This is a genomic window from Haloarcula sp. CBA1127 (genome assembly GCF_001485575.1).
In the GTDB taxonomy this organism is placed as follows: domain Archaea; phylum Halobacteriota; class Halobacteria; order Halobacteriales; family Haloarculaceae; genus Haloarcula.
Map to the genome: position 1 here is coordinate 2,268,519 of NZ_BCNB01000006.1, position 22,160 is coordinate 2,290,678.

Here is a 22,160-nt window from a genome sequence, read left to right on the forward strand (position 1 = left end):
AGCGGTGGTGTGCCGACCGTCGCTACTGGAAGGTGCGACTGGCCGTGCTTTCGTCGGTGACGCCAGGTTCAGCCCGGTCGAAGCGCTGTTCGATCTCGTCGTAGCGCTCGCGAGTTTCCTCGGTGACGCTGGGACCGACTTCGGAGAGCGCGTCCTCGAAGTGGTCCATCGTCACGCGGACGTTGCTGACACTGTCACCGATCTCCTCGGGGTCCACACTGTTGATGAACTCCCGGGTCGCGGCCATCGACGCCTCGCGGGCGACCGCTTCGATGTCCGCGCCGACGTAGCCGTCAGTGCGACTGGCCAGGTCGTCGAGGTCGACGCCGTCGGCCAGCGGCTTGTCGCGGGTGTGGACCTGGAAGATAGCGCGCCGGGCTTCCTCGTCCGGGACGGGCACATGGACGTGCCTGTCGAGCCGGCCGGGGCGCAGGAGCGCGTCGTCGATGAGGTCCGGCCGATTCGTGGTCGCGACGACCACGACGTTCTCCATGTCCTCGATGCCGTCCAGTTCCGTCAGGAGCTGGGAGACGACGCGTTCGCCGACGCCGGAGTCGGTCGTGCCGCCGCCACGTTCGCCGGCGATGGAGTCGATCTCGTCGAAGAACACCACAGTCGGGGCGTTCTCGCGGGCCTTGCTGAACACTTCGCGGACGCCCTTCTCGGACTCACCGACGAACTTGTTCAGGAGTTCCGGCCCCTTCACGGAGATGAAGTTGGACTGGGCCTCGTTGGCGACGGCCTTCGCCAGCAGCGTCTTCCCGGTGCCGGGCGGACCGTACATCAGCACACCCTTTGCGGCTTCGAGGTCCATCGACTCGAACACGTCCTCGTACTCAAGGGGCCACTGGATGGTCTCCCGGAGCCGTTCCTTGGTGTCTTCGAGTCCACCGACGGAGTCCCAGGTGACGTCCGGGACTTCGACGAAGACCTCCCGGAGCGCGGAGGGTTCGATGCCCTTCATCGCCTCGCGGAAGTCCGTGTCGCTGATCTCCAGGCGTTCCAGCACCTCGGCGTCGATCTCGTCGGATTCGAGGTCGAGTTCGGGGCGGATGCGCCGAAGGGCGTTCATCGCGCTCTCTTTCGTGAGGGTCGCGAGGTCAGCGCCGACGAAGCCGTGGGTGTTCTCGGCGTAGTTCTCGATGTTGATCTCCTCGGAGAGGGGCATCCCGCGGGTGTGGACCTGCAGGATCTCTTTGCGGCCCTTCTTGTCCGGGACGCCGATCTCGATCTCGCGGTCGAAGCGACCGCCACGGCGCAAGGCGGGGTCGATATCGTCGACGCGGTTGGTCGCGCCGATGACGATGACCTGTCCGCGCTCTTCGAGACCGTCCATCAGGCTCAGTAGCTGGGCGACGACGCGGCGTTCCACGTCGCCCTGGGTCTCGCCGCGCTTGGGGGCGATGGAGTCGATCTCGTCGATGAAGACGATGGCGGGGGCGTTCTCTTCGGCCTCTTCGAAGACCTCGCGGAGTTGCTCCTCGCTCTCACCGTAGTACTTCGACATGATCTCCGGGCCGGAGATGGTGGTGAAGTACGCGTCGATTTCGTTGGCGACGGCCTTGGCCATCAGCGTCTTCCCGGTGCCGGGCGGGCCGTGCAGGAGAACGCCCTTCGGCGGCTCGATACCGAGCTGCTGGAACAGTTCGGGGTGGCGCATCGGCAGCTCGATCATCTCGCGGACCTGTTCAAGCTCGCGGTCGAGGCCGCCGATGTCCTCGTATGTCACGTCGGGCGTGTCGCTCGCTTCAGGTGCGCCCTCGCCGCTGTGGACCTGTTCGGCGGGCATCTCGCTGACCTGTATCTCCGTGGAGTCGGTCACGACGACTGTGCCGGAGGGCTCGGTTTCGGCGATCTTCAGCGGGATCTTCTGGCCGGACATCGAGGAGAGCGGTCCGAGGCCGAAGCTCACCGGAACGGTCTGGCCCTGTGTGACGGCCTGACCGCTGAGGTTGTTGCGAATCATCGGGCCGACGTTGCCCCGAACCCGGAGGTTCTGGGGCAGCGCGACGGTGACCGAGGTCGCGGGGTTGACGTCGGCCTTTTCGATATTGACGGGGTCGTCGATACCAACGTTCGCCTCCTGGCGAAGCTGCCCGTCAATGCGGACGATACCGTTCCCCTCGTCCTCGGGGTAGCCGGGCCAGACCCGGGCGACCGCGCGGCTGTCCTGTTTCCCTTCGAGAACGATGTAGTCGCCGTTCTCGAGTTCGAGTTCATCCATCGCGGCGCGGTCGATAGCCGCGAGGCCACGGCCGGCGTCTTTCTGTTTGAGTGGTTTAACAGTGAGTCTCATCAGTAATCTCCCTCGCTCTCTGACAGTTCGATAGTGAGAACCCCGTGGTTGATAAACGCTCGTGCGTCGCCAGCGGGGATTTCTTGTTCGTACTGGTGGCCGTCAGCGACGACGATGACGGTCCCGTCGACCACATCGACACTCGCATCGGCGGCAGGTCCCACGTCCGCCGCGAACACGACGCTGTCGTCGTACTCGAATCGGCGGAGGGGCGTCTCGTCGAACAACTGCTGTTCTGAAGTCATGCTAACCAAAAGTAAGTGCTATAAGTATATAAACTCATCGCCGAAATACGCCGTACGGCAGAAAAATAAGTAGAGTTGCTTGAATGCGGTTCACACTCTCTTTGAGCGCGCCAACGTTTTATCCACACCGCTTCCGAACGGTGTCGCATGGAACAGGTCAGTCACGACGGGCGAGTCACGGCGTACAGACAGACACAGTCTACTGCGACGGGACCGACGGCGCTGTATGTCCACGGCAGCGGGGCGACACACCGCGTGTGGGGCCGCCAGTACGCGCCGTCCGGTCCGACCCATCCTGCCGTCGCACTGGACCTGTCAGGTCACGGTGACTCCGAGGATATCGACACCAACGCCGGGACCACGACACTCGACGCCTACGCGGACGATGTGGTCGCTGTGGGGCGGGAGACAGACGCGGAGGTGCTGATCGGGAATTCGCTGGGCGGGGCCGTCGCCCAGTGGGTCGCACTGGAGCGGGACTGGACGCCCGCGGCGATAGTGTTGCTGGGGACCGGCCCCGAACTCCCGGTGTTCGAAGGGCTGCAGGAATGGCTCGCAGACGACTGGGACCGTGCTGTCGAGTTCTTACACGAACGGGACCGCCTGTTCCACGATACGGACCACGAGGCCCTCGCCCGCTCCCGAGAACAGATGGCGGCGGTCGGGCAGGCCGTGACCCGCCGCGATTTCATGACCTGTCACGGGTTCGATGTGCGCGACAGACTCGATGAGATCGACGTGCCCGTGCTGGCTATCTGTGGCGAGCACGACAAACTGACTCCGCGTGCGTATCACGAGACACTGGCCAACGAAATCCCCCACGGAGAGGTGTCGTTTGTCCCCGATGCCGCCCACTTAGCGATGGTCGAACAGGCTAAGGTGTTCAATGACAGTATGGCGTCGTTTATTCAGGATGCGGTCTGAACGATTCGGCGTCTCCTGAATCGGCGCTGTTGAGATTCACACCTGCTGACAGCGTACAGGAGCCGGAAGGGCAATCCATTGGCTGTCTACTGTCTGTGACTTCTTCTGAAGTGGGCGCAATGGGTTTGCCACCCGATTGTCCCTCGAATATTTCAGGGTACCAATGTCAGGTGCCGGCAATAGCAGGCATCACGGCTGCGGTTGTGCTGCTGAAGCAGGCGGCAGGCGAATCGTGATGACTGAGCCCCGTGGCGTATTCTCGCTGAACGTGATTGTGCCGCCGGAGTTGGTGACTGTCCAGTAGGCGATCCAGAGACCCAGTCCACTGCTGTGCTTGAGTGCTGTCTCTGTCCCCGTTTCGATCACCTCCTGTTCCCGGTCAGGGAGCCCAGGACCGTTGTCGGCAATTTCGACTATGACGTCCCCGTGTCCATCAGTGTCCCTCCTAACCGTCACCGCTACCTCCGGGACCGCCTGATCATTGTGTTCGGCCGCGTTTTCCAGAACGTTTCGCAGCGCGGAGTCAACCAAATCAATAGCGGACACCGCCGCCGTTTCGGGTCGCTCGACGTGAAATTCCGCGTCTGGATACGTTTGTTCGAGGTCAGCAACTACGTCTGCAATGACAGCACTGATATCAACAGTCGTCGTTTCGGCTGTCCCGTTCCCGACAAACCGTTCAAGATCTCGAGCCTTCTCGCTTAATGTAATAATGTCCTCGCCTTTCCGTTTGATTCGCTTCACTTGTGGCTGGTCTCCTTGTGACATGAGAAGGTTCTCAGCGGTCCCCAGAATAACCTGCATATCGTTACGGATGTCGTGACGAAGGACACGGTTGACGACCTCCAGTCGCTGGCGCTGGCGATCAATGCGCTGTTCGCGCTCTTTGCGCTCGGTTACGTCAGTGAGTGTGAGTAGCTGTCCGGTGACTGTACCGTAGCCACGGTATAGCGGTGTCAGCCGGACTTCGTATGCTCGGTCGTCCCCATCTACAGAAATGGTAAGTTCGGCTCGGTCCGGGGGGTCATCGGTTGGTGCGTCACGGAGAGCTGCCAGACTGGGGAGCAAATCCTTGAGAGGTCGGCCAATACATTCCGGGCGTGAGGCGCCCATAATATATTTTGCCTGTGGATTGAGATCAACTATGATACCCTGTTCGTCGACAACGATGACGGCCTCCGCCATTGAGGCGACGATCTCATCTCGGGCAATCTCTCGGGCTGCAGGAATGACTTGCAGCAATTGCTGGCGAAAAATAGCACCCCCCAGAAGGACCCCACTGAATACGAATCCTATCTTGGTCAGGTCAAACACGCTCGAAACGCCAGTCAGATAGAGAATGTTCCCCGTCCACGGGAGGAGTGCTGCTAAGCTGAGTCCGATGGCCTGGCTACGGTAGACACGTCCTGAGAACAGCGCCAACTTCAACATGAGACCGGTCCCGACAGCCACCACGGCATACGCGTAGGCGGTCCAGACCCAGAACGCGGGCCCTCTATCTGTCGCCAGAACGACAAGTGATCCCTGAAACGTCAGCTCCATCGAGGACCAGAACAGCCCGTGGTATTGGTTCGTCCATGCGAGCAGAACCATCAGGGCAGGCCCAAGGAGTATGCCTCCCAATTCCTTGCGAGTCGGAAGGCGGGTTTGGCCCGTGTACTGGATGGCAAACAGGAGCCACACGACAGGAACGACGCCAATTGCCGGATACATGAGCTTGAGTGCAAGGCGCTTGGTTGCAAGGTCAGTCGACCCGAGTTCAATCAAAGAGATTACTGACCACCATGCGATTGCAAGCATCAAAAAAGCGAGCGAGCGAGAACCCGTGCACTCGCGGTAATGCACGCCAACGCCAGCGATGAGAAGCGAAACCACAGCGGATAGAAGCGGGATATATAGGTACCAAGAGAACTGGAAGTCCATTCCTACTGTGAGCTCCGTACTCCACGTGTATGCGGTTAACAGACTTTAAACCACCAGACATAGTGCGCAAGATGGTGGTGTGGCGAGTATAACGGAAAACGAACGGCTTCTGTTGCAGGTAGCTCAGTCTCCGAGATAGAACCACGGGCTGAGCGCGAAAAACAACAAAGCGATGGCAAGCATCACTCGCGGTCCAGCACGGAATAACGCCGTTGGCGCGACGACGGCGACCGCTTGCACAACACCCATGGGAATGGCGTGTTTCGGCCCCGGCTTGGGGTAGTCGAAGGGTGCGATCATCGCCAGCGAGAGGGCGAGCGCGCCGACACTCAAGACGAGCGGATTCGTGATGCCGCTCAGATACGCCGTTGCGATGATGATACTCCCGAGCGTGTTCGGCATTCCCGGCCGCTCGTCAGGTGCATCGAAATACGTCGAGTAGAACGCCGTCCTGACGATGGAGCACACGACGTACGCAGAGGCGAGCAACGCGAGGCCGACGAACACGGCCGGATGGGCGGATTCGATACCGCCGTACGCGTCTGTCAACAGCACGTAAAGGAAGAGGCTCGGTGTTGCACCGAACGAAACCACATCAGTCACAGAATCAAGCAGCGGGCCGACCGCTGAGCTATCGCCGTTCCGGGCGACGATTCCGTCGATTGCGTCAGCGATAACCGCCAGCAGAATGAGCCGAGCGGCCAAATGCGGGTCAGTGAAGGCGATGGCTCCGGCGACGAACCCGACGACGGCGTTGAACAAGGTCACCGTGTCGGCGACACTGAGTCGTCGGCGTACCTCGAAGCCCATGGTTCCCCGGTTGGCCACGGCGTATATGAAGGACTCGAAAACGAACGCCATACAGCGCCGACTGGCACCCCGTCACTCCTCCGGGAGGTCGTGGCCGATGACGAGGCGAGCGCTGGTAGCGAGCGTCCCAACGACGAGAACGACCAGTTCCCAGCCGCTCCGGGCGATGGGGAACACGCGGTCGACGTTTTCTGGCTCCGACTGTCCCGGATTGGGATCGACGCCCGTACTCATCTGTACCTCGCTGGAGTTGCCCATCGACTGCGTGGTCGAGCCACCGCTCCCGCCCGTACCGGTGCTACCGGCTGTCTGAGCGCGCGGCTCGGGTAGCTCGACAAACGTCTGGACGATACCGCGCTGGCTCGACAGCTCTAGGTGGCCACTGAGCTGATAGAACTGGTCGTACAGCGGCCAGAAGAGGTTCGCGCCGCCCGTAATCAGGTCCAAAAGGACGTGACCCACCGCGTACACCACGACACAGAACCAGCTGACACGAACACCGTAGGCCCCCCAGCGGCCCTCGATATACGATTCGTCGCGCACGTACAGGTCCATCGCGATAAGGAGTGCCAGTACCGCCGGGATGACGAGGTTCGTCGTCGCAGCCCGATGGCCGGCCTGCCAGTAGAGCCCGATGAACGCGTCTATGTCGGGGAATGTGACGACGAGTATCGACAGGAGGAGCGACCGCTTATCAAATGCAGCACCCAGCAGCGTTGCAGCGAGTAACCCAACGAAGGCGTAGTGAACCACCAGCGAAGGCATATAGATATCAATACTACCACAGAAATGAGCGTTGTGGTGGGCTCTATCAGAATTAGAAACTACCCCACTTGATTAATATACCCATAGTAAATACGTTGTTAGTGGGGAATCGGTGGGGTGAAACGGCACCCATTATCACTTCTGTCGACGGACGCGACACGCCGAGTCAAAACAGCGAAAACGAGAACTGCTCAGTCTGCCGTGATTTCCTGCTGTGTTGTGGCCGTCTCAGTCTTCATTGGGGCGACGAGCCTGTAGACCCCGTACAGGGCCAAGACCAGGAGGCCGGCCAAGACCAGCCCGGTCCGGAGCGTCGGATCGATCATCGGTGTCGCGATGATCTCGCCCGCGTCGTTCGTCAGCGGTGCCGCGCTGTAGGGCTTCCCCGCCAGTATCTCCACGATGCCGAGGACGACGACGCCCAGCAGCATCAGTCCGCCGCTGAGTGCCATCGCCGCTTTGTCGATGACGGTGGTGTGTTGTTGCATTGGTGGTCACTTCCTTAGCCGAGCAGGTACCTGAGTTTCGGGTGTCGTTTGACCAGTGTGGTCTTCTCGATGATCGCGTCGAGGCCGTAGTAGCGACCGGTGGCCAGCACGATCATCGTCATGAACAGCAGCAGGCCCATGAAGTCGCTGTTGACCAGCCCGTGGCCGAAGCCCGCGTTGCCGATCCAGAACAGGGACATGAAGAAGACCCCGAACACGGATGCGAGCCTGACTAGCGCGCCGACCATCAGTCCGAGCCCGATGAGCGTCTCTCCGAGCGGGACCATCGCCTGAATGACCCAGCCCAAGTGTTCGCCCATCAGCACGGGGATCGGACCGAGTGCCGTGCCAGTCATCTGCTTGAGATACATCGGCCCGTAGCTGTAGGCCAGCCCGTCTTCGATGAGTTTCGTTACGCCTGCGTGGAAGAACCACCAGCCGGTTACGACACGCAGGAACGCCAGCCAGTATGCGGTCCAGGCCCCGCCGAGCTCGAGCTCGAAGTCGTCTGCCAGGGGGTTCGCCGCTTGATAGGACATCTGTGTCACCTCACATTTGAAGTTCCGCACCACTATGACATATAAGGGATAGAGTGTTCCCACAGAGTGAAAACCCATCTCAGCGGCTGAGAAGGCACATCTCAGTGGCTGCGTGTCTCGGGCCCAGTTCGGCTGTGGCTTTTAATCGCTTTCGCAAGGATGAGGGCCACCCACGGGCCACCGTGAGGTTCAAACCCTCCATGCAACTACGGTACGACACCAATGGTACTCGAACTGACGGGCGAACACACCACAGCACGGGTGATGGTCGACGACGAATCGCTCGTCGAGAGCGGGTGTCGGGAGCAGATCGAGACGCTCATCGACCATCCGGCGTTTACTGAGCCGGTTCGAATCATGCCGGACACGCACTGGGGGGCCGGCGCACCTATCGGCTTCACGATGCCGCTGAGCGAGCGTGTCGTGCCGAACATCGTCGGCGTCGACGTGGGATGTGGGATGGCCGCGACAAATCTCGGACCGGAACTCCCACTAGAAGACGCCGAGCGCGAGCGACGCGTCCGCGAGGCGGTCCCGATGGGCCGGTCGGTCCACGACTACGACGACGCGGTCCACTTCGTCGAGGAGTTCCCGTTCGAGCGGGCCAACCGCATCTTCGAGCAGTTCGACACAGCCTATGCCGAGCGGTTCGGCGAACACATCGACCCCGTCGAGTTCGACTTCGACGGCTACGACGGAGAGTACTTCGAGTCACTGTGTGACCGCGTGTTGGCAGACCAGCGCCAGGGCATGGGCTATATAATCAAGAGCGCGGGGACGCTGGGCGGCGGGAACCACTTTGTCGAGTTCGGTCAGGCCCGCGAGTCGGGTGACTACTGGCTGGTCATCCACAGCGGTTCCCGGTATCTGGGCAAGTCCGTCGCCGAGTACTGGCAGTCGACGGCGACGGACCGCCGAACAATCGGCGAGATCCGCGATCAGATTCCCGAAGAGTACGTCGAGTATCTGAAGTTTGACCCCGATACAGTCGAATCCCGCGACCTCTACGCCTGGGTCACTGGCGGCATGGGTGAGTCCTACATCCGGAAGGACCGCCTCCGCCGCGAACTGGATGGCAAGGAAATCGAGAACGCCTTCGACGCGCTGGGACAGGTCCAAGACGCCATCCACAGTAGCGACGACGAGGACCGCAACACGGACTTAGACTGGTTGGAGGGTCGCGAGGCCCACGGCTACCTCGTCGATATGCTGTTCGCCCAGCAGTACGCCCGCTGGAACCGCGAACTGATGAGCGATGCCGTCTGTGACGCGCTGGGAGTCGACCCCGTCGACCGCTTCCAGTCAATTCACAACTACATCGACTTCCGCGACCTGACCATCCGCAAGGGGGCAACCCCGGCCCGCGACGGACAGCGGTTGCTGGTCCCGTTCAACATGGCCGATGGGTCGATTATTGCACGCGGGAAGGGCAACGACGAGTACCACCAGACAGCGCCACACGGCGCGGGTCGCGTGATGAGCCGGCGGCGGGCTCACAGCGTGGTCGATATGGACGAGTTCGCCGAAGCGATGGACGGCATCTACTCGGAGTCCGTCATCAAAGGCGTCCGGGACGAAGCGCCGATGGCGTACAAGGACGCCGACGCGATACTCTCGGCCATCCAGCCCACCGCCAAGGTCGTCGAGTACGTCGACGCCGTCCATAATCTGAAGGCAACTGAGTGAGCGAACCTGTTGGTCTGGCAGAAAGTGATTAGGACACGAAGGCCCTGTCTCCTGTATGACCATTCTTGTGGCTATCGCCAACGATTCGGTCTCGCCGGCAGTCATTGACACGGCAGTTCGACTCGCCGACGGACTCGACGAGGAACTGTACGTCGTCCATCTCGTCGACGAGAACACCGCTGATGGCACGGCCATGCAACTCCGGGACGAGATGCGCGACCGGTTCCGTGACGCCACCGTCGTGGCGACGGTCGCGATTGAACACGTCGGACGGTCTGCGATGCGCTCTGGCACGCGGATCGGCAACGAACTGCTCGAACTCGCGGCTGACGTGGATGTTCAGCACATCGTCATGGGCCACGAGCCGAAGGGGCTGGCCGGCAGACTCCGGGAGGGTGACGCCGCAGTCGCCGTCATCGACGCCGCTGACGTGCCCGTTACTATCGTCCCGGAAGGTCCCGGCGACGCGTGAACGCCGCGCGGCGTATCACAGGCCCAGTTCCCGGCCGAGCACCATCCGCTGTATCTCACTCGTTCCCTCGCCGATTTCCATGAGCTTCGCGTCCCGGTAGAACCGCTGCGGGGCGAAATCCGTTGTGTACCCGTAGCCGCCAAGCACCTGAACGGCGTCTTCGGCGACCTCGCGACAGATTTCGCTGGCATCGAGCTTCGCAAGCGAGGAGAGCCGCGTCACGTCTTCGCCCTGATCGTACATTGTCGCCGCCTTGTGAGTCAGCAGGCGAGCACGCTCGATTTTGCGGTCCATCTCGACGATTTTGTCCCGGACGGCGTCGAACTTCGAGATGGGGCGGTCGAACTGCTCGCGTTCGGTGGCGTAGGATTTTGCGGCCTCGAACGCCCCCTGTGCGAGCCCAGTCGAGAGCGCGGCAATGGATATGCGGCCCCCGTTGAGCGTCTTCAGCGTCTGCGCCCAGCCGTCGCCTTCCTCGCCGAGTAGTCGGTCCGCCGGAATCCGGCAGTCGTCGAACTGGAGTTCGCAGGTCGGTGAGGCGTTCAGCCCCATCTTCTCCCACTCAGTCGTCACCGCCCAGCCGTCGTCTTCGGGGGCGACGATGAACGTCGAGATACCGTCGTATCCGGCTTCGGAGTCGGTGACAGCCTTGACCAGCACTGATCCGGCGACGGAGGCGTTCGTGATGAACTGCTTGGTGCCGTTGATGACGTACTCGCCGCCGTCCCGCTCGGCCATCGTGTCCATATCGCTGGCGTCGCTCCCGCTGCCCGGCTCTGTAAGTGCCCAGCCGCCGAGTTGCTCGCCGGCGGCGAGCGGTGTGAGCCAGCGCTTTTTCTGGGCGTCCGTGCCGAACAGCTCTATCGGCTTGGCCCCGAGCGAAGTATGGGCCACGTATGAGAGCCCGATGCTTCCGGAAACGCGCCCGAGTTCCTCGGCGACGAGCGCATACATCAGCGTATCGCCGCCCAGCCCGCCCCACTCCTCGCTGATCGGCACCCCCATCACGTCCAGCTCGCCGAGTTCCTCGAATACCTCCGCCGGGAAGCGGTGCTCGTCCTCGATCTCCTGGGCTATCGGCTGAATCTCGTTCTCGCAGAACTCGCGGACCGAATCCCGTATCATCCGGTGTTCGCCGGGAACGTCGAACTCCATACCGGATCTATGTATTGTGTTATTAAATACCACACGGGGGCAGACACAAGTCATTTGACCGCCCACGGCGTTTCTTGGAGGGAATGGCGTTCCGGCGACTCCTCCGCGGGACGGTCCCCTGGGAGCAACTCGAAGGCGTGGTACGGGCGGTAATAGAGCGGTACGACGAGCCCGCGGCCCACGTGGCGTTTCTGGAGGCGGACAACTGGCTTTCGACCCCGCTGGTCGTCAACGACCAATGGTTCGTGAAAGTCATCACGGGGCAGAACTCGCTGGTTCACACACTGTTGACCGCCGGCCGCAATATCGGCGCGTTCTCGTCGGGGACCGAGGGCTTTTTCGAGCACTTCGGGACGCCCTACGAGATGGCGGAACACGAACTGGCGGCGACCCAGCGGATGCGGGAGATCGGCGTCAACGCTCCCGAGCCCATCGAGGCATTCAAGTACGACGGGATGGGGGTTCTGGTGCTTGAGTACATCCCCGACTTCGAGCCGCTGGACAACCTCCCGGCCGAAACCGTCGAGCGACACAGCCCAACGGTGTTTGACTTCCTCCACCGGATGCACGAGGACGGCCTGGCCCACGGCGATTTCCGCTGTGAGAACGTGCTCGTGGCCCACGACGACCTGTACTTCATCGATGCTACGTGCGTCCGAGAGGATGCCATCAGTGACGCTCGTGCCTATGATCTTGCGTGTGCGCTTGGCGCGCTGGAGCCGCTCATCGGTGCACCGGCTGCTGTCTCCGCCGCCGCACAGCATTACGATACGTCTGAATTGTTGGCTGCGGAGGAGTTCCTTGATTTCGTCAACATCCGCCCGGACCACGACTTCGCCGCCGCCGAAATCCGCGGTGCCGTCGAAAAACACGCGTAGGCCGTCCGGAACAGTTTCAGTCCGCTGGCGCTGCTCCGACCGACCGGCTTCTGGCAACAACGCCGATACCGACGAGCACGACGGCTCCGCCGGCGACGGTCGACGGACCGGGTATCTCCGCGAGCAACAGCAGCGCCAGCAGCGCGCTCCCGACCGGTTCACCGAGCAATGAGACGCTAACCATGCTGGATTCGACGTGTGCCAGCGCCCAGTTGAGGACGGTGTGGCCGAACACGCCGGGGCCAACAGCCATCGCGAAGAACAGTGCCCACTCCCGGGGCGGGTAGCCTGTCACGGGGTGGCCCGACGCGACGACGAAGCCGAGGAGGCATACGGCGGCGACGCCGTAGACAACGGTTACGTAGGGAATGAGCGGGAACCGCTGGCGGAGCGAGCGCCCGGCAAGCACGTAGCCGGCGGCCATGACACCGCCGACGAGGGCCAAGGCGTTACCGTACAGCGGACGCTGGCCGATGGTCCCGCTCCCGAGCAGTTCGCCGACAGACATCACGATGATACCGCCGATAGCGACCAGAATGCCCGCCGTCGTGCCGCGCGTGACACGCTCGTCCAGCAGCGCCCACGCGCCGATGGCGACGAACAGTGGCTGGCACTGAACCAGCGTGACCGACGCCGCGACGCTCGTCCACGCCAGGCTCTCGAACCACGCGGCGAAGTGCACTGCGAGCGCGACGCCCGTCGCCCCGGCCGCCAGTACGTCCCGTCGGGCGAGTCGCCCGAACGCCGACCGATGCCGACCCAGCGCCAGCGGGGCCAACAGCGCGGTCGTCAACAGGACACGGTAGAACGCCGCTACCGACGCCGCAGCGTCGGTCCAGCGGACGAGAATCGCGCTCGTACTGACCGCGAGGACAGCGACGACCAGCCCGATTCGCGGGTCGATTCGCGGCTCGGTCACGTCCACTCCGCTCCGCTGTGGCGCGGAGACATCACGACCACACCAGTTATCGTAACGACACGTCTACTCATCCTGTGGCAGTATCCGACACGGGGATAAAGAAACACCGGATACCATAGTCGGGACCGTGCCGTCTGCGGGCACGGGTACGCTACCCTTCGAGTAGTTCCTTCGTCTGCCGATGGCGATACCGGAACATCGGTTCCATTCCGAGACAGCCGAAGGGCCCGAGCGCTTGGCCGAGCGGTCCGCCGGGCAGTTCGAACTCGACGTGGTCGTGGACGAGCGTCTCCCTGTCGCTCAGCGCCCGGAAGGTGTGCGTATGCTCCCAGTGGGGAAACGGCCCTTCCGCCATTACGTCACGGAACATCGCTTCGCCCTCGCCTTCTTCTCGGGCAACGATGTTCGAGACCCACTGCTGCCGCGGCGGCACGCCAAAGGGCTTGATCGAGGATTCGACGACTGATCCGGCGGTCAGTTCGTCGGGGTTCGGCTCGCCATCCGGTCCCCGCTCCGCCTCGATGCGGATGTTCATCCAGTCGGGGGTCAGTGCGACCAGCCCGTCGCCTGTCGCGTGGAATTTCCAGACTTCTGCTAGCGGGGCTTCGACGCGAACCTGACGCTCGTAAATGTCCATACACACAGTAGGGGAAGCGCCGGCAAAACACCCGCGGTAGCCGCGACTGCTTCCGGGATACGGTCAGGGCCAGATGCCGCCTTCCTCGGCCGCAGCGACGACGCGCTGGATGGCGACGACGTACATCGCGGTCCGGAAGTTCGGCGCGCCGGTCTCCTCGTAGGTCTCGACGAGGTCGTCAAACGCGTTCGTGATGATGGTCTCCAGTTCGTTGTTCACACGCTCCTCGGACCAGTAGAAGCGCTGGCGGTTCTGGACCCACTCGAAGTACGACACCGTGACGCCGCCGGCGTTGGCGAGGATGTCGGGGAACACAGCCACGTCTCGCTCGGTGAGGACGTCGTCCGCGTTCGGCGTTAGCGGGCCGTTCGCCGCCTCCACGACGATGTCGGCCTGCACGTCCTGTGCGAGGTCGCCGTCGATAGCGTTTTCGAGCGCCGCCGGGACGAGGAGGTCCACATCCATCGTCAGCAGCTCTTCGTTCGTCAGTTCCTCCGTCGCACCCTCGTAGCCGGTTAGCGACCCGGTCTCGCTCTTGAACGCCTTCGCGTCGCGTGCGTCGAGCCCGTCGGGGTTGTAGACAGCTCCCGAGGAGTCCGATACGGCGACGATGTTCGCGCCCAGATCCTCGATGAGCTTCGCCGCCACGGAGCCGGCGTTGCCATAGCCCTGCACGGCCACCGTCGCGTCCGCCATGTCCTTCCCGAGATAGTCGAACGCCTCACGGGCCGTGAGCATCACGGACCGGCCGGTCGCTTCGACGCGGCCCGCGCTTCCGCCCGACTCGGGTGCCTTGCCGGTGATGACGCCGGGTTCGGTGGTGTTCTCCAGTGTCTCATACGTGTCTTTGATCCAGTTCATCTCCCGCTGGCCGGTGTTGACATCGGGTGCGGGGATGTCCCGGTCCTCGCCAATGATTAGCCGGAGTTCTTTCGCAAACGACCGCGTTATCCGCTCGATTTCGCTGGCCGAGTACTGGCGCGGGTCGATTTCGATGCCGCCTTTCCCGCCGCCGTAGGGGATGTTGACCGCAGCACACTTGTACACCATCCAGCCAGACAGCGCCTTGACCTCATCGCGTGTGACCTGTGGATGATACCGGATCCCGCCCTTGTACGGTCCCCTGTCACCGTTGAACTGTGACCGGTAGGCACGAAACACCTCAACGGAGCCGTCGTCCATCTCCACGGAGAGATTCGTCTCCAGCACTCGCTCGGGGTGTTTCAGCCGTTCGAGCACGTCGGTCGAATATTCGAGATAGTCCGACGCGTCGTCGATCTGCTCCTGTAAACTCTCAAAGGGGTTTACCTCAGGCGACATACGGCTAATATCTCAGACTGTGGGCAAAAGGGTACCGCCGTCCATGGGATTCTCCAGATAACAATTACCTACGACGGAACCAGCCGGTCAGACGGAATGTCTGCGACTGAATCGCCCACGGCGACACGATACGTACGGGATGCTGGTCCAGCGAGCGAACGGGTAACGCCGGAAGACAGCGCAATCCCAGGGCGGCTACAGGCTAACCAAGAGGGCCGCGTTGATCACGACGGCCGCCACCCACGGAAGCGCTAGCCCGAGCGGCACGACGACACCACGTTGGTCGTTCAGTAGCTGGCGGGTCAGCCCCGCCAGCCCGAGAACGCCGATCTTCGTCAGGCCGAGAACGGCAATTCCAAACGTCTCTATCGCGGCCCGCATCACGGGGTTTCCCTCGTGTAGGCCGTGCTGGAGGCCGATGTGTGTCAGCCACACGTCGACAATGAGCGTCACGGCGACGACAAGCCATAGTTCTCGCTCGACGGCCGCAAGTTCGTCGAGCAGGGCGCTACACCACCCGTCGATGGTCCCTATCAGGACCGTTCGGTCCGTTGTGAACACGTCACCCTCCGCAACCACGCCCCCACGTGGTCTGTTAACCCGTTCTCATCCACCGTATTAAATACACACTGTTTACCACTGAAACTGAGGGAGTAGGGACTGTATACTCTCGACAAATATGATCCCAACGGGTCGACCGTTGGCGACGCGTTCGATGCCTTGGCGGATGTGATGTAGTTGCTGTGCACGCGATTATCACCTCTCATAATGGTGGCGCACCATTGATATCGGGTGCCGGACTACTCATGCACTATGAGTGCCACCGGTCACGCCCGAGAGACGCCGCCGTCGGCCGGGCGTCGTCGCTGGTGGCTGCCGGTTCTCGCCGTGTTTCTTTTGCTCCCGCTGCTTATTGCAGTCGCTTCTGGCACGGCCGCGGCCGAAGACACCGAGTCGCCGGAGTGGGGCAATGCGACGCGGGGTAACGCCACGACTATCGAGGTGTCCCTGTACGACGACGGCGGGTCGCTGGACACGGGTACGATTCAGGCGACGGATTTCGAGCTAACTGCGGGCCGAGTGGAGAACGTCTCGGTCGCATCGATCAACGCCTCCGGAGCAAACAGGACCGGAGTACGCGTCTCGCTGTTGCTGGACAAAAAGCTGGACACGGACAACGTCACCGTCAGCCTCCGTGACACCGGCAGTATCACCGATGAGGCGGGGAATGAACTGCCCCGGGAGTCAGTTACTGTCACCGGAATGGACTCCGTCGTGCCGAAGTATCAGTCGTTCGAGGTCAGCCGTATCAATAGCTCCACCGCCCGCATCTCTGTCGGGATTCACGAACCGATACAGCAGCTCCGAGTCTCTGTCGGTGGCCCGTCGATAGACACACTCAATCTCTCGGGGTTCACCGAACGCACCGGTAACACGGTCACATATACACGAACGTACACATTCCCGGAGGAAGGCAAGTATTCGCTGCTTCTGATGTCGGTGACCGACGAGAACGGAAACGGGAACTCCTTTAGCCGGCAGCAGACGTTCCTCTATGACGACTCCGCGCCGAACGTCACCATCACCGGGCCAGAGAACACGACGGTTGGCAAGTCGGTGACCTTCTCGGCGGCGGAGACGACAGACGACCAGGGCGTTGATTCGGTTCGGTGGCAGGTGGGGAGCGACACGATTCTGACCGGCAAGAACATTACCGTGGCCTTCGCTTCGCCCGGCAGCCACGAAGTCACGGTGACGGCTGCGGATTCGCTCGGAAACACGGCGACAGTAACCAGAATCGTTTCTGTGATGGGGAATGGAACAAGCGGGAACGTAACCGTACGGCAATTGAACGCAACAACAGCGAACGTGTCGCTGAACGGGACTGGCCAGACACAGCGAATTCAGCCCCCACAAGGGGCACTCGTCACCGGCCAGAACGGCACGCTAGAGCGGCTTGCCGTGTCGTTCCCGCGGAACGAATCCGCAACACTCACTATCCGTTCCCGCCGGCCCGGGCCGGCGTTCGCTGCTGCGACCGGTCACACCGGCGTCAGCCAGTTCGACGTTGACCATGGCTCCGTCCGGGCCGAGGACGCGACGTTCACATTTACTGTGGACCGTGATGCGCTGGCGGCGGTCGGTGCGGAACCCGATGCCGTGACACTGTACCGGAACAGCGACGGGTGGACGCCCCTGACAACTGATATCGCCGGCCGGAGCGAGTCACACATCATCTACCGGGCTGACGCTCCGGGCCTCTCGACGTTCGTCGTCGGAATCGAACAAACGGCAGCAACAGACATGGATGCGGAGGCGGCGACAACCGACTCGGAACCGTCGCCGTCTGAACCAGCAACGACCGAGATACGGACAGCAGAGTCCGGGCAGCCGGACATCGTGGTTACGAACGCTACGGCCGCTCCATCGACGCTCAGTCCCGGCGACCGGACTGTCATTACTGTCGAACTGGAAAACCGGGGCACTGCGAGCGGCGACCACAACGTAATCGTCGCGCTCAACACCTCGATACTGACAACGCGGACGGTCACCGTCCCTGCTGGCGAGGCGCGAACGACGGAGTTCGCCCGCTCCGTTCCGGAAAACAGGACTGGCGAGCTGACGGTCGACGGGCAGCGCGTCGGGAACGTGACTGGTGATAGCGGTGGCCTCCCGATTCCAGCGCTCCCCTCGATTGGCGTTCCGAACCCGCTCTCGCTGTGGCCTGACGGCATCGTCGGAACCGTCCTCGGTGGACTACTGGGCGTCGCTGTCGGGCTGTACAGCGTTCTCAAAGCGCTGGCGATCTATCTCGGCTACTGAATGACAAAATCGGGCGTATCAATCGATGTTCGCTTCGAGTCGGTCGATCAGGTCGGGGTTCCCGAGATACAGCGGCGTCCGCTCGTGTAGCTCGTCGGGTTCGATCTCAAGTAGCGACTGGTCGCCGTCAGAGGACCGACCGCCGGCCGATTCGAGGATGTAGGCCATCGGGTGTCCCTCGAACTGGACTCGGAGTTTCCCCTCGGGGCACGACTCCAGTGCGGGGTACGAGAAGATACCGCCGTAGGTGAGTACCTGATTGATGTCCGCGACCATTGCCCCGCCGTAGCGGAGTTTCAGTTCGTGACGGACTTCCTCGGCGTAGGGCTCGAACTCGTCCGTCCAGGAGTCGACGCCGCCGCCGAACCCGAACACGGTGGGGTCTTCAGGAACCGTCACCTCATCGTCGACGACCCGCTTGTCGCCGTCTTCGAGAATATACTCGCGGACGCTGCCGTCCCGAGCAACGACCATCGAGGTGATCGGGCCGTAGATGACGAACCCGGCGGCAAGGAGATTGGTACCGACAGTCGGCGGCTGCTCGCTGTAGATGCCGAAAATCGTCCCCATCCCGCTGTTGGGTTCGAGGTTGCTCGACCCGTCGAGGGGGTCCATCGCGACGTGGAGACGGCCGTCTGTCGTTTTCACGTCCGAGCGTTCTTCGCTGGCGTAGGAGGCGACACCGTCGATGTCCAGCACCCGCTGCTCGAACAGTTCGTCGGCGCGTAGGTCAGCCGCGAGCTGGTCGTCGCCGGTGGGGTTGACGGAGTTGCTCTGGCCACGGTAGTCGGCGATGGCGCGGCGGACGTCCGGTGTCGTCCCGGCGATGGTGTCGATGACTTCCGTGACTGTCTGCTCGGCTTCGGTGGTCGAAATATCGAGTGACTTACTCATTTGTCAGGTGTAGGGGCAGAAACTGGCCATCCGGTGACCAGTCGAATTTTTCTCCGAGCCTGCTGCCCGCAGGGTCTCTCATCACCAGTTGGTTCTCCGGCACACCATAAGTATCTTTTTGCTGACATTTACTACATTTCGAGTGAATATTCAGCCACGGGGCAGTGATTGCCGCTAAGCCTGTGACAGATTCTCTCGGTAGAATGCTAGCACCGTGACGGTCCGATACCGTCGGCAGACTTACACGACCACCCGACGAAGACGCCGGTATGCATCTCGAAAAAATCGACACCGTCGGCGTCGTCGGAGCTGGAACGATGGGCAACGGCATCGCGCAGGTCGCGGCGACGGCCGGCTACGACGTCGTCATGCGCGATATGACAGATGAACTGGTTGCCGCCGGGTTTGAGGAGATTCAGTCGAGCTTTGAGACACTCGTTGCGCGGGATACAGTCACAGAGCAGGAGGCAGAAGCGGCAACAGCCCGCATCACTGGAACTACCGAGGTGGACGACCTCGCGGACGCCGACCTCGTCGTTGAGGCCGTGACGGAAAACATGGACATCAAGCAGTCTGTGTTCGAGGACCTCGACGCAGTCTGTGGGCCTGACACAGTGCTTGCCAGCAACACGAGCACGCTCTCCATTACGACTATCGCTAGTGTCACCGACCGGCCCGAGCAGGTCCTCGGACTGCACTTCATGAATCCTGTGCCGGTCATGAAAGGCGTCGAACTCGTCGTCGGCGAGAAAACTAGCGACGAGACAGTGACGTTGGGCCGGGAGTTCGCCCACGACATCGGCAAGGAAACCTGGGAGGCCGACGACAAGCCCGGCTTCGTAGTGAACCGTGTGTTAATGCCCTGGATCAATGAAGGCGTTCGCGCGTACGACGAGGGTGTCGCCGACAAGGCCGACATCGACCGTGGGCTGACTCTTGGGACAAACGTCCCGATGGGGCCGCTCGAACTGGCCGACCACATCGGCCTTGATGTGGTTCTCGACGCCTCTGAAACGCTGTATGAAGAGCTGGGAGACCGCTACAAGCCTGCATACCTGCTCAAACGGAAAGTCGCGGCCGGCGACCTCGGCAAAAAATCCGGGCAGGGCTTCTACGATTACGACTGACCGCTCTGCGGTGACAGACACCGACAGTAGCGGGCCGAGTACGATACCCGGCAACGGGCCGCGCGTTGGCCAACAGTAAAGACCCAACCCGCGTTAGAATCTATCATGGACTTTAGCCCCACACAGGAACAACGCCAGATACAGGACATGGTCTCGGAGTTTGTCGACGACGAGGTCAAGCCGCGGGCGGCGGAGATCGACGAAACCGACGAGTTCCCGTGGGACCTCGTCGACGAGATGGCCGATCTCGGTCTGATGGGAATGCCGATTCCGGAGGAGTACGGCGGGGCCGAACTAGACTATCACAGCTACGCCATGGCCCTCGAAGAGATTTCGCGGGGAAGCGGCGGGCTCGGCACAATCGTCGCCGCACACATCTCGCTGGCCTGCAACATGATCTACGAGTTCGGTAACGAGGCCCAGAAAGAGACCTACCTCACGCCGCTGGCAGCGGGTGAGGAAATCGGCGCGTTCGCCCTCTCCGAAGCGGGCGCAGGCAGTGACGTACCGGCGATGGACACCACCGCCGAACCGGTTGACGGCGGTGACGCCTATCTGGTCAACGGCGGCAAGCTCTGGATTTCCAACGGGTCCGTCGCCGACACTGTCGTCCTGTTCGCCAAGACCGACCCTGAGGCCGGCAACAAGGGCATCTCCTCGTTCATTGTCCGTCCCGAGGAGGATGACGGCTTCATCGTCGAAGGGACCGAGCACAAACTCGGTGACAAGGGCTGTCCGACTGCCGAACTACGGTTCGACGATATGCGCATCCCTGCCGACCGTATGCTCGGTGAGGAGGGCCGCGGGTTCGTCCACGCGCTCAAAACGCTCAACGGCGGACGCATCACCATTGCGGCCCGCGGTGTCGGCATCGCCCAGGCGGCGTTGGACGAGGCGCTACAATACGCCCAGGACCGCGAGCAGTTCGACCAGCCAATCAGCGACTTCCAGGCCATCCAGCACAAGCTCGCCGACATGGACACGAAGACGCAGGCGGCCCGCCTACTGATGCACCAGGCCGCCGATAAGAAGATGGCCGGCGAGTCGTTCGTCAAGGAGGCCGCCCAGACCAAGCTCTACGCCTCCGAGGTGTCCCGAGAAGTGGCGAACGAGGGCATTCAGGTCCACGGCGGCTACGGCTACACGAAAGACTTCCCGGCCGAGCGGTTCTACCGCGACGCCAAACTCAACGAGATCTACGAGGGGACCAGCGAGGTTCTTCGGAATACGATTGCCAGCGAGCTTCTCGACTAGGGAAGCGAGAGGAGTCCTTCAACGACGACCGCACGCGTGAAGTAGAACGATTTTCCGTCCGCACGGTAGCGGTTCGCGCTGATAGTTCCCAGCGCGAGGAGGACCGCCACACCGACGGTCCCGGCGAGCATGCCAACAACTACTGACGGCTGGATGGTTGTGCGTGCGAACACGTACGTTGCCAAGCTGGCGAGCGCCGCAAACGGGAGGGCGTCTAGACCTGCCAAGAGGAGCGAGCGGGACAGGGACATACCTGTGTTCTGTGGGACCGCTCACAAAAAGGATATCCCATCGGTAGCGGCCGACGAAATTCGGCAGGGCCGGGAATGAATAGTTAGCTCTCCTCGCCAAGCGCCTCCCGCATCCATTCGAACTGGGCTCGAAGTCGTCGCTTGCCGGCCTCGGTCAGCGAGTACTTGTCGGCGATGCCGTCCTCGCGGTGAGCGACGAACCCCGCCGACTCCAGCGCGTCAAGCGCGCCGTAGAAGCTCTTCGGTTCGATCCGCGTGTCGTAGCGACGCTCAAGCCGCGTTTTCAGCCGCTGGCCGGAGAGTTCCCCGTCCTCGGCAGCAGCCAGCAGGACGCACATATCGCGTCGGCGACCGCTCTGGAGCCACTTCGGCATAGGTGTCCGGTCACAGCCGCCCGGTTTCGCGTTTGCGGTTCCGAGTGGACCGCCAAGTTCGCATACCCCCGGTCCCTAGAGCCGCCGATGACCGATTCCGAACTCCCCGTCGAGGCGTCAGCCGACGGTATCACGGCCACTTACCGAGAGACCGACGAGGAACGGCTACTGATATTCGAGAGCAACGGCGGGAGCGCTGCGGTCGCACAGAACATCGAGGGGTACGCGATGCTGAAGGTCAGACCGACCGCTGACGGCGACGAACTGGAGCGGTACTATGGCTTCGACATGGCGCTTGACCACGCAGCGGAACTGCTCGGTGTGTCCCCGAACGCGCTTCCGGTCCCCGACCCGGCCGCCGACATGGGGATGTAGCCCTT

Annotated in this window: 23 protein-coding genes; 8 read left to right on the forward strand and 15 right to left on the reverse strand. The window is 62.2% G+C overall.

The window, feature by feature from the left end; all coding sequences use genetic code 11:
* Positions 1 to 22: 22 nt before the first annotated feature.
* On the reverse strand, positions 23 to 2,296 hold the full coding sequence (locus tag AV059_RS15960; RefSeq protein WP_058996002.1) for a CDC48 family AAA ATPase: 2,274 nt from the start codon (positions 2,294 to 2,296) through the stop codon (positions 23 to 25).
* Positions 2,296 to 2,541 (reverse strand): hypothetical protein, encoded by a 246-nt coding sequence (locus AV059_RS15965; RefSeq protein ID WP_058996004.1) that lies wholly within the window; start codon positions 2,539 to 2,541, stop codon positions 2,296 to 2,298. The genes AV059_RS15960 and AV059_RS15965 overlap by 1 nt, the downstream gene beginning before the upstream one ends.
* A 147-nt stretch (positions 2,542 to 2,688) precedes the next feature.
* On the opposite strand from AV059_RS15965, the gene AV059_RS15970 reads away from it, so the two are divergent.
* Complete coding sequence (locus tag AV059_RS15970; protein WP_058996006.1) at positions 2,689 to 3,465, forward strand: alpha/beta fold hydrolase; 777 nt, start codon at positions 2,689 to 2,691, stop codon at positions 3,463 to 3,465.
* 189 nt (positions 3,466 to 3,654) lie between these two features.
* On the opposite strand, the gene AV059_RS15975 is transcribed toward AV059_RS15970, so the two are convergent.
* From AV059_RS15975 to AV059_RS15995, 5 genes are all read right to left on the reverse strand, one after another.
* Positions 3,655 to 5,388, reverse strand: coding sequence for a histidine kinase N-terminal 7TM domain-containing protein (locus tag AV059_RS15975; protein ID WP_058996008.1), 1,734 nt, complete (start codon positions 5,386 to 5,388; stop codon positions 3,655 to 3,657).
* Between the two features lie 123 nt (positions 5,389 to 5,511).
* Positions 5,512 to 6,198: a protein sorting system archaetidylserine synthase gene (locus AV059_RS15980; RefSeq protein WP_058996010.1), complete on the reverse strand. Its 687-nt coding sequence runs from the start codon at positions 6,196 to 6,198 to the stop codon at positions 5,512 to 5,514.
* Positions 6,199 to 6,270: 72 nt separating this feature from the next.
* Entirely contained in the window at positions 6,271 to 6,963 is a 693-nt protein-coding gene (locus AV059_RS15985; protein WP_058996012.1) for a metal-dependent hydrolase, read from the reverse strand.
* A 191-nt stretch (positions 6,964 to 7,154) separates the two neighbouring features.
* Positions 7,155 to 7,451, reverse strand: coding sequence for a hypothetical protein (locus tag AV059_RS15990; RefSeq protein WP_058996015.1), 297 nt, complete (start codon positions 7,449 to 7,451; stop codon positions 7,155 to 7,157).
* A gap of 14 nt (positions 7,452 to 7,465) precedes the next feature.
* Positions 7,466 to 7,990 (reverse strand): DoxX family membrane protein, encoded by a 525-nt coding sequence (locus AV059_RS15995; protein ID WP_058997642.1) that lies wholly within the window; start codon positions 7,988 to 7,990, stop codon positions 7,466 to 7,468.
* A gap of 222 nt (positions 7,991 to 8,212) precedes the next feature.
* Here AV059_RS15995 and AV059_RS16000 point away from each other — a divergent pair, with 222 nt between their 5' ends.
* Together AV059_RS16000 and AV059_RS16005 are read left to right on the forward strand one after the other, a co-directional pair.
* Positions 8,213 to 9,676, forward strand: a complete 1,464-nt coding sequence (locus tag AV059_RS16000) for an RtcB family protein (RefSeq protein ID WP_058996017.1) — start codon at positions 8,213 to 8,215, stop codon at positions 9,674 to 9,676.
* Between the two features lie 55 nt (positions 9,677 to 9,731).
* Positions 9,732 to 10,148, forward strand: a complete 417-nt coding sequence (locus tag AV059_RS16005) for a universal stress protein (RefSeq protein WP_058996019.1) — start codon at positions 9,732 to 9,734, stop codon at positions 10,146 to 10,148.
* Between the two features lie 15 nt (positions 10,149 to 10,163).
* Here the strand turns inward: AV059_RS16005 and AV059_RS16010 are convergent, their stop codons facing one another.
* Positions 10,164 to 11,303, reverse strand: coding sequence for an acyl-CoA dehydrogenase family protein (locus AV059_RS16010; RefSeq protein ID WP_058996021.1), 1,140 nt, complete (start codon positions 11,301 to 11,303; stop codon positions 10,164 to 10,166).
* A gap of 83 nt (positions 11,304 to 11,386) precedes the next feature.
* Between AV059_RS16010 and AV059_RS16015 the strand changes: the two genes are divergently transcribed.
* On the forward strand, positions 11,387 to 12,181 hold the full coding sequence (locus tag AV059_RS16015) for an RIO1 family regulatory kinase/ATPase (protein WP_058996022.1): 795 nt from the start codon (positions 11,387 to 11,389) through the stop codon (positions 12,179 to 12,181).
* 16 nt (positions 12,182 to 12,197) lie between these two features.
* Here the strand turns inward: AV059_RS16015 and AV059_RS16020 are convergent, their stop codons facing one another.
* The 4 genes from AV059_RS16020 to AV059_RS16035 all read right to left on the reverse strand — a co-directional run bounded on the left by AV059_RS16020 (position 12,198) and on the right by AV059_RS16035 (position 15,636).
* Positions 12,198 to 13,106 (reverse strand): DMT family transporter, encoded by a 909-nt coding sequence (locus AV059_RS16020; RefSeq protein ID WP_079990791.1) that lies wholly within the window; start codon positions 13,104 to 13,106, stop codon positions 12,198 to 12,200.
* 145 nt (positions 13,107 to 13,251) lie between these two features.
* Positions 13,252 to 13,737 (reverse strand): SRPBCC family protein, encoded by a 486-nt coding sequence (locus tag AV059_RS16025; RefSeq protein ID WP_058996024.1) that lies wholly within the window; start codon positions 13,735 to 13,737, stop codon positions 13,252 to 13,254.
* Between the two features lie 63 nt (positions 13,738 to 13,800).
* Positions 13,801 to 15,057, reverse strand: coding sequence for a Glu/Leu/Phe/Val dehydrogenase (locus AV059_RS16030; protein ID WP_058996026.1), 1,257 nt, complete (start codon positions 15,055 to 15,057; stop codon positions 13,801 to 13,803).
* Between the two features lie 195 nt (positions 15,058 to 15,252).
* Positions 15,253 to 15,636 carry a DUF5658 family protein gene (locus AV059_RS16035; protein ID WP_058996028.1) on the reverse strand — a complete coding sequence of 128 codons (384 nt, stop codon included), beginning with the start codon at positions 15,634 to 15,636 and terminating at the stop codon, positions 15,253 to 15,255.
* Between the two features lie 234 nt (positions 15,637 to 15,870).
* Between AV059_RS16035 and AV059_RS16040 the strand changes: the two genes are divergently transcribed.
* Positions 15,871 to 17,880, forward strand: coding sequence for a PKD domain-containing protein (locus AV059_RS16040; RefSeq protein WP_058996029.1), 2,010 nt, complete (start codon positions 15,871 to 15,873; stop codon positions 17,878 to 17,880).
* Between the two features lie 18 nt (positions 17,881 to 17,898).
* Here AV059_RS16040 and AV059_RS16045 read toward each other — a convergent pair whose 3' ends face one another.
* Positions 17,899 to 18,774, reverse strand: coding sequence for a class 1 fructose-bisphosphatase (locus tag AV059_RS16045; RefSeq protein ID WP_058996031.1), 876 nt, complete (start codon positions 18,772 to 18,774; stop codon positions 17,899 to 17,901).
* Positions 18,775 to 19,043: 269 nt separating this feature from the next.
* Here AV059_RS16045 and AV059_RS16050 point away from each other — a divergent pair, with 269 nt between their 5' ends.
* Together AV059_RS16050 and AV059_RS16055 are read left to right on the forward strand one after the other, a co-directional pair.
* Complete coding sequence (locus AV059_RS16050; protein ID WP_058996033.1) at positions 19,044 to 19,901, forward strand: 3-hydroxyacyl-CoA dehydrogenase family protein; 858 nt, start codon at positions 19,044 to 19,046, stop codon at positions 19,899 to 19,901.
* A 105-nt stretch (positions 19,902 to 20,006) separates the two neighbouring features.
* Positions 20,007 to 21,155 (forward strand): acyl-CoA dehydrogenase, encoded by a 1,149-nt coding sequence (locus AV059_RS16055; RefSeq protein WP_058996035.1) that lies wholly within the window; start codon positions 20,007 to 20,009, stop codon positions 21,153 to 21,155.
* On the opposite strand, the gene AV059_RS16060 is transcribed toward AV059_RS16055, so the two are convergent.
* Positions 21,152 to 21,406 carry a hypothetical protein gene (locus AV059_RS16060; RefSeq protein WP_058996037.1) on the reverse strand — a complete coding sequence of 85 codons (255 nt, stop codon included), beginning with the start codon at positions 21,404 to 21,406 and terminating at the stop codon, positions 21,152 to 21,154. The genes AV059_RS16055 and AV059_RS16060 overlap by 4 nt on opposite strands.
* An 83-nt stretch (positions 21,407 to 21,489) precedes the next feature.
* Complete coding sequence (locus AV059_RS16065) at positions 21,490 to 21,780, reverse strand: PadR family transcriptional regulator (RefSeq protein WP_058996039.1); 291 nt, start codon at positions 21,778 to 21,780, stop codon at positions 21,490 to 21,492.
* 87 nt (positions 21,781 to 21,867) lie between these two features.
* Here AV059_RS16065 and AV059_RS16070 point away from each other — a divergent pair, with 87 nt between their 5' ends.
* Positions 21,868 to 22,155: a hypothetical protein gene (locus AV059_RS16070; protein WP_058996040.1), complete on the forward strand. Its 288-nt coding sequence runs from the start codon at positions 21,868 to 21,870 to the stop codon at positions 22,153 to 22,155.
* Positions 22,156 to 22,160 lie beyond the last annotated feature (5 nt).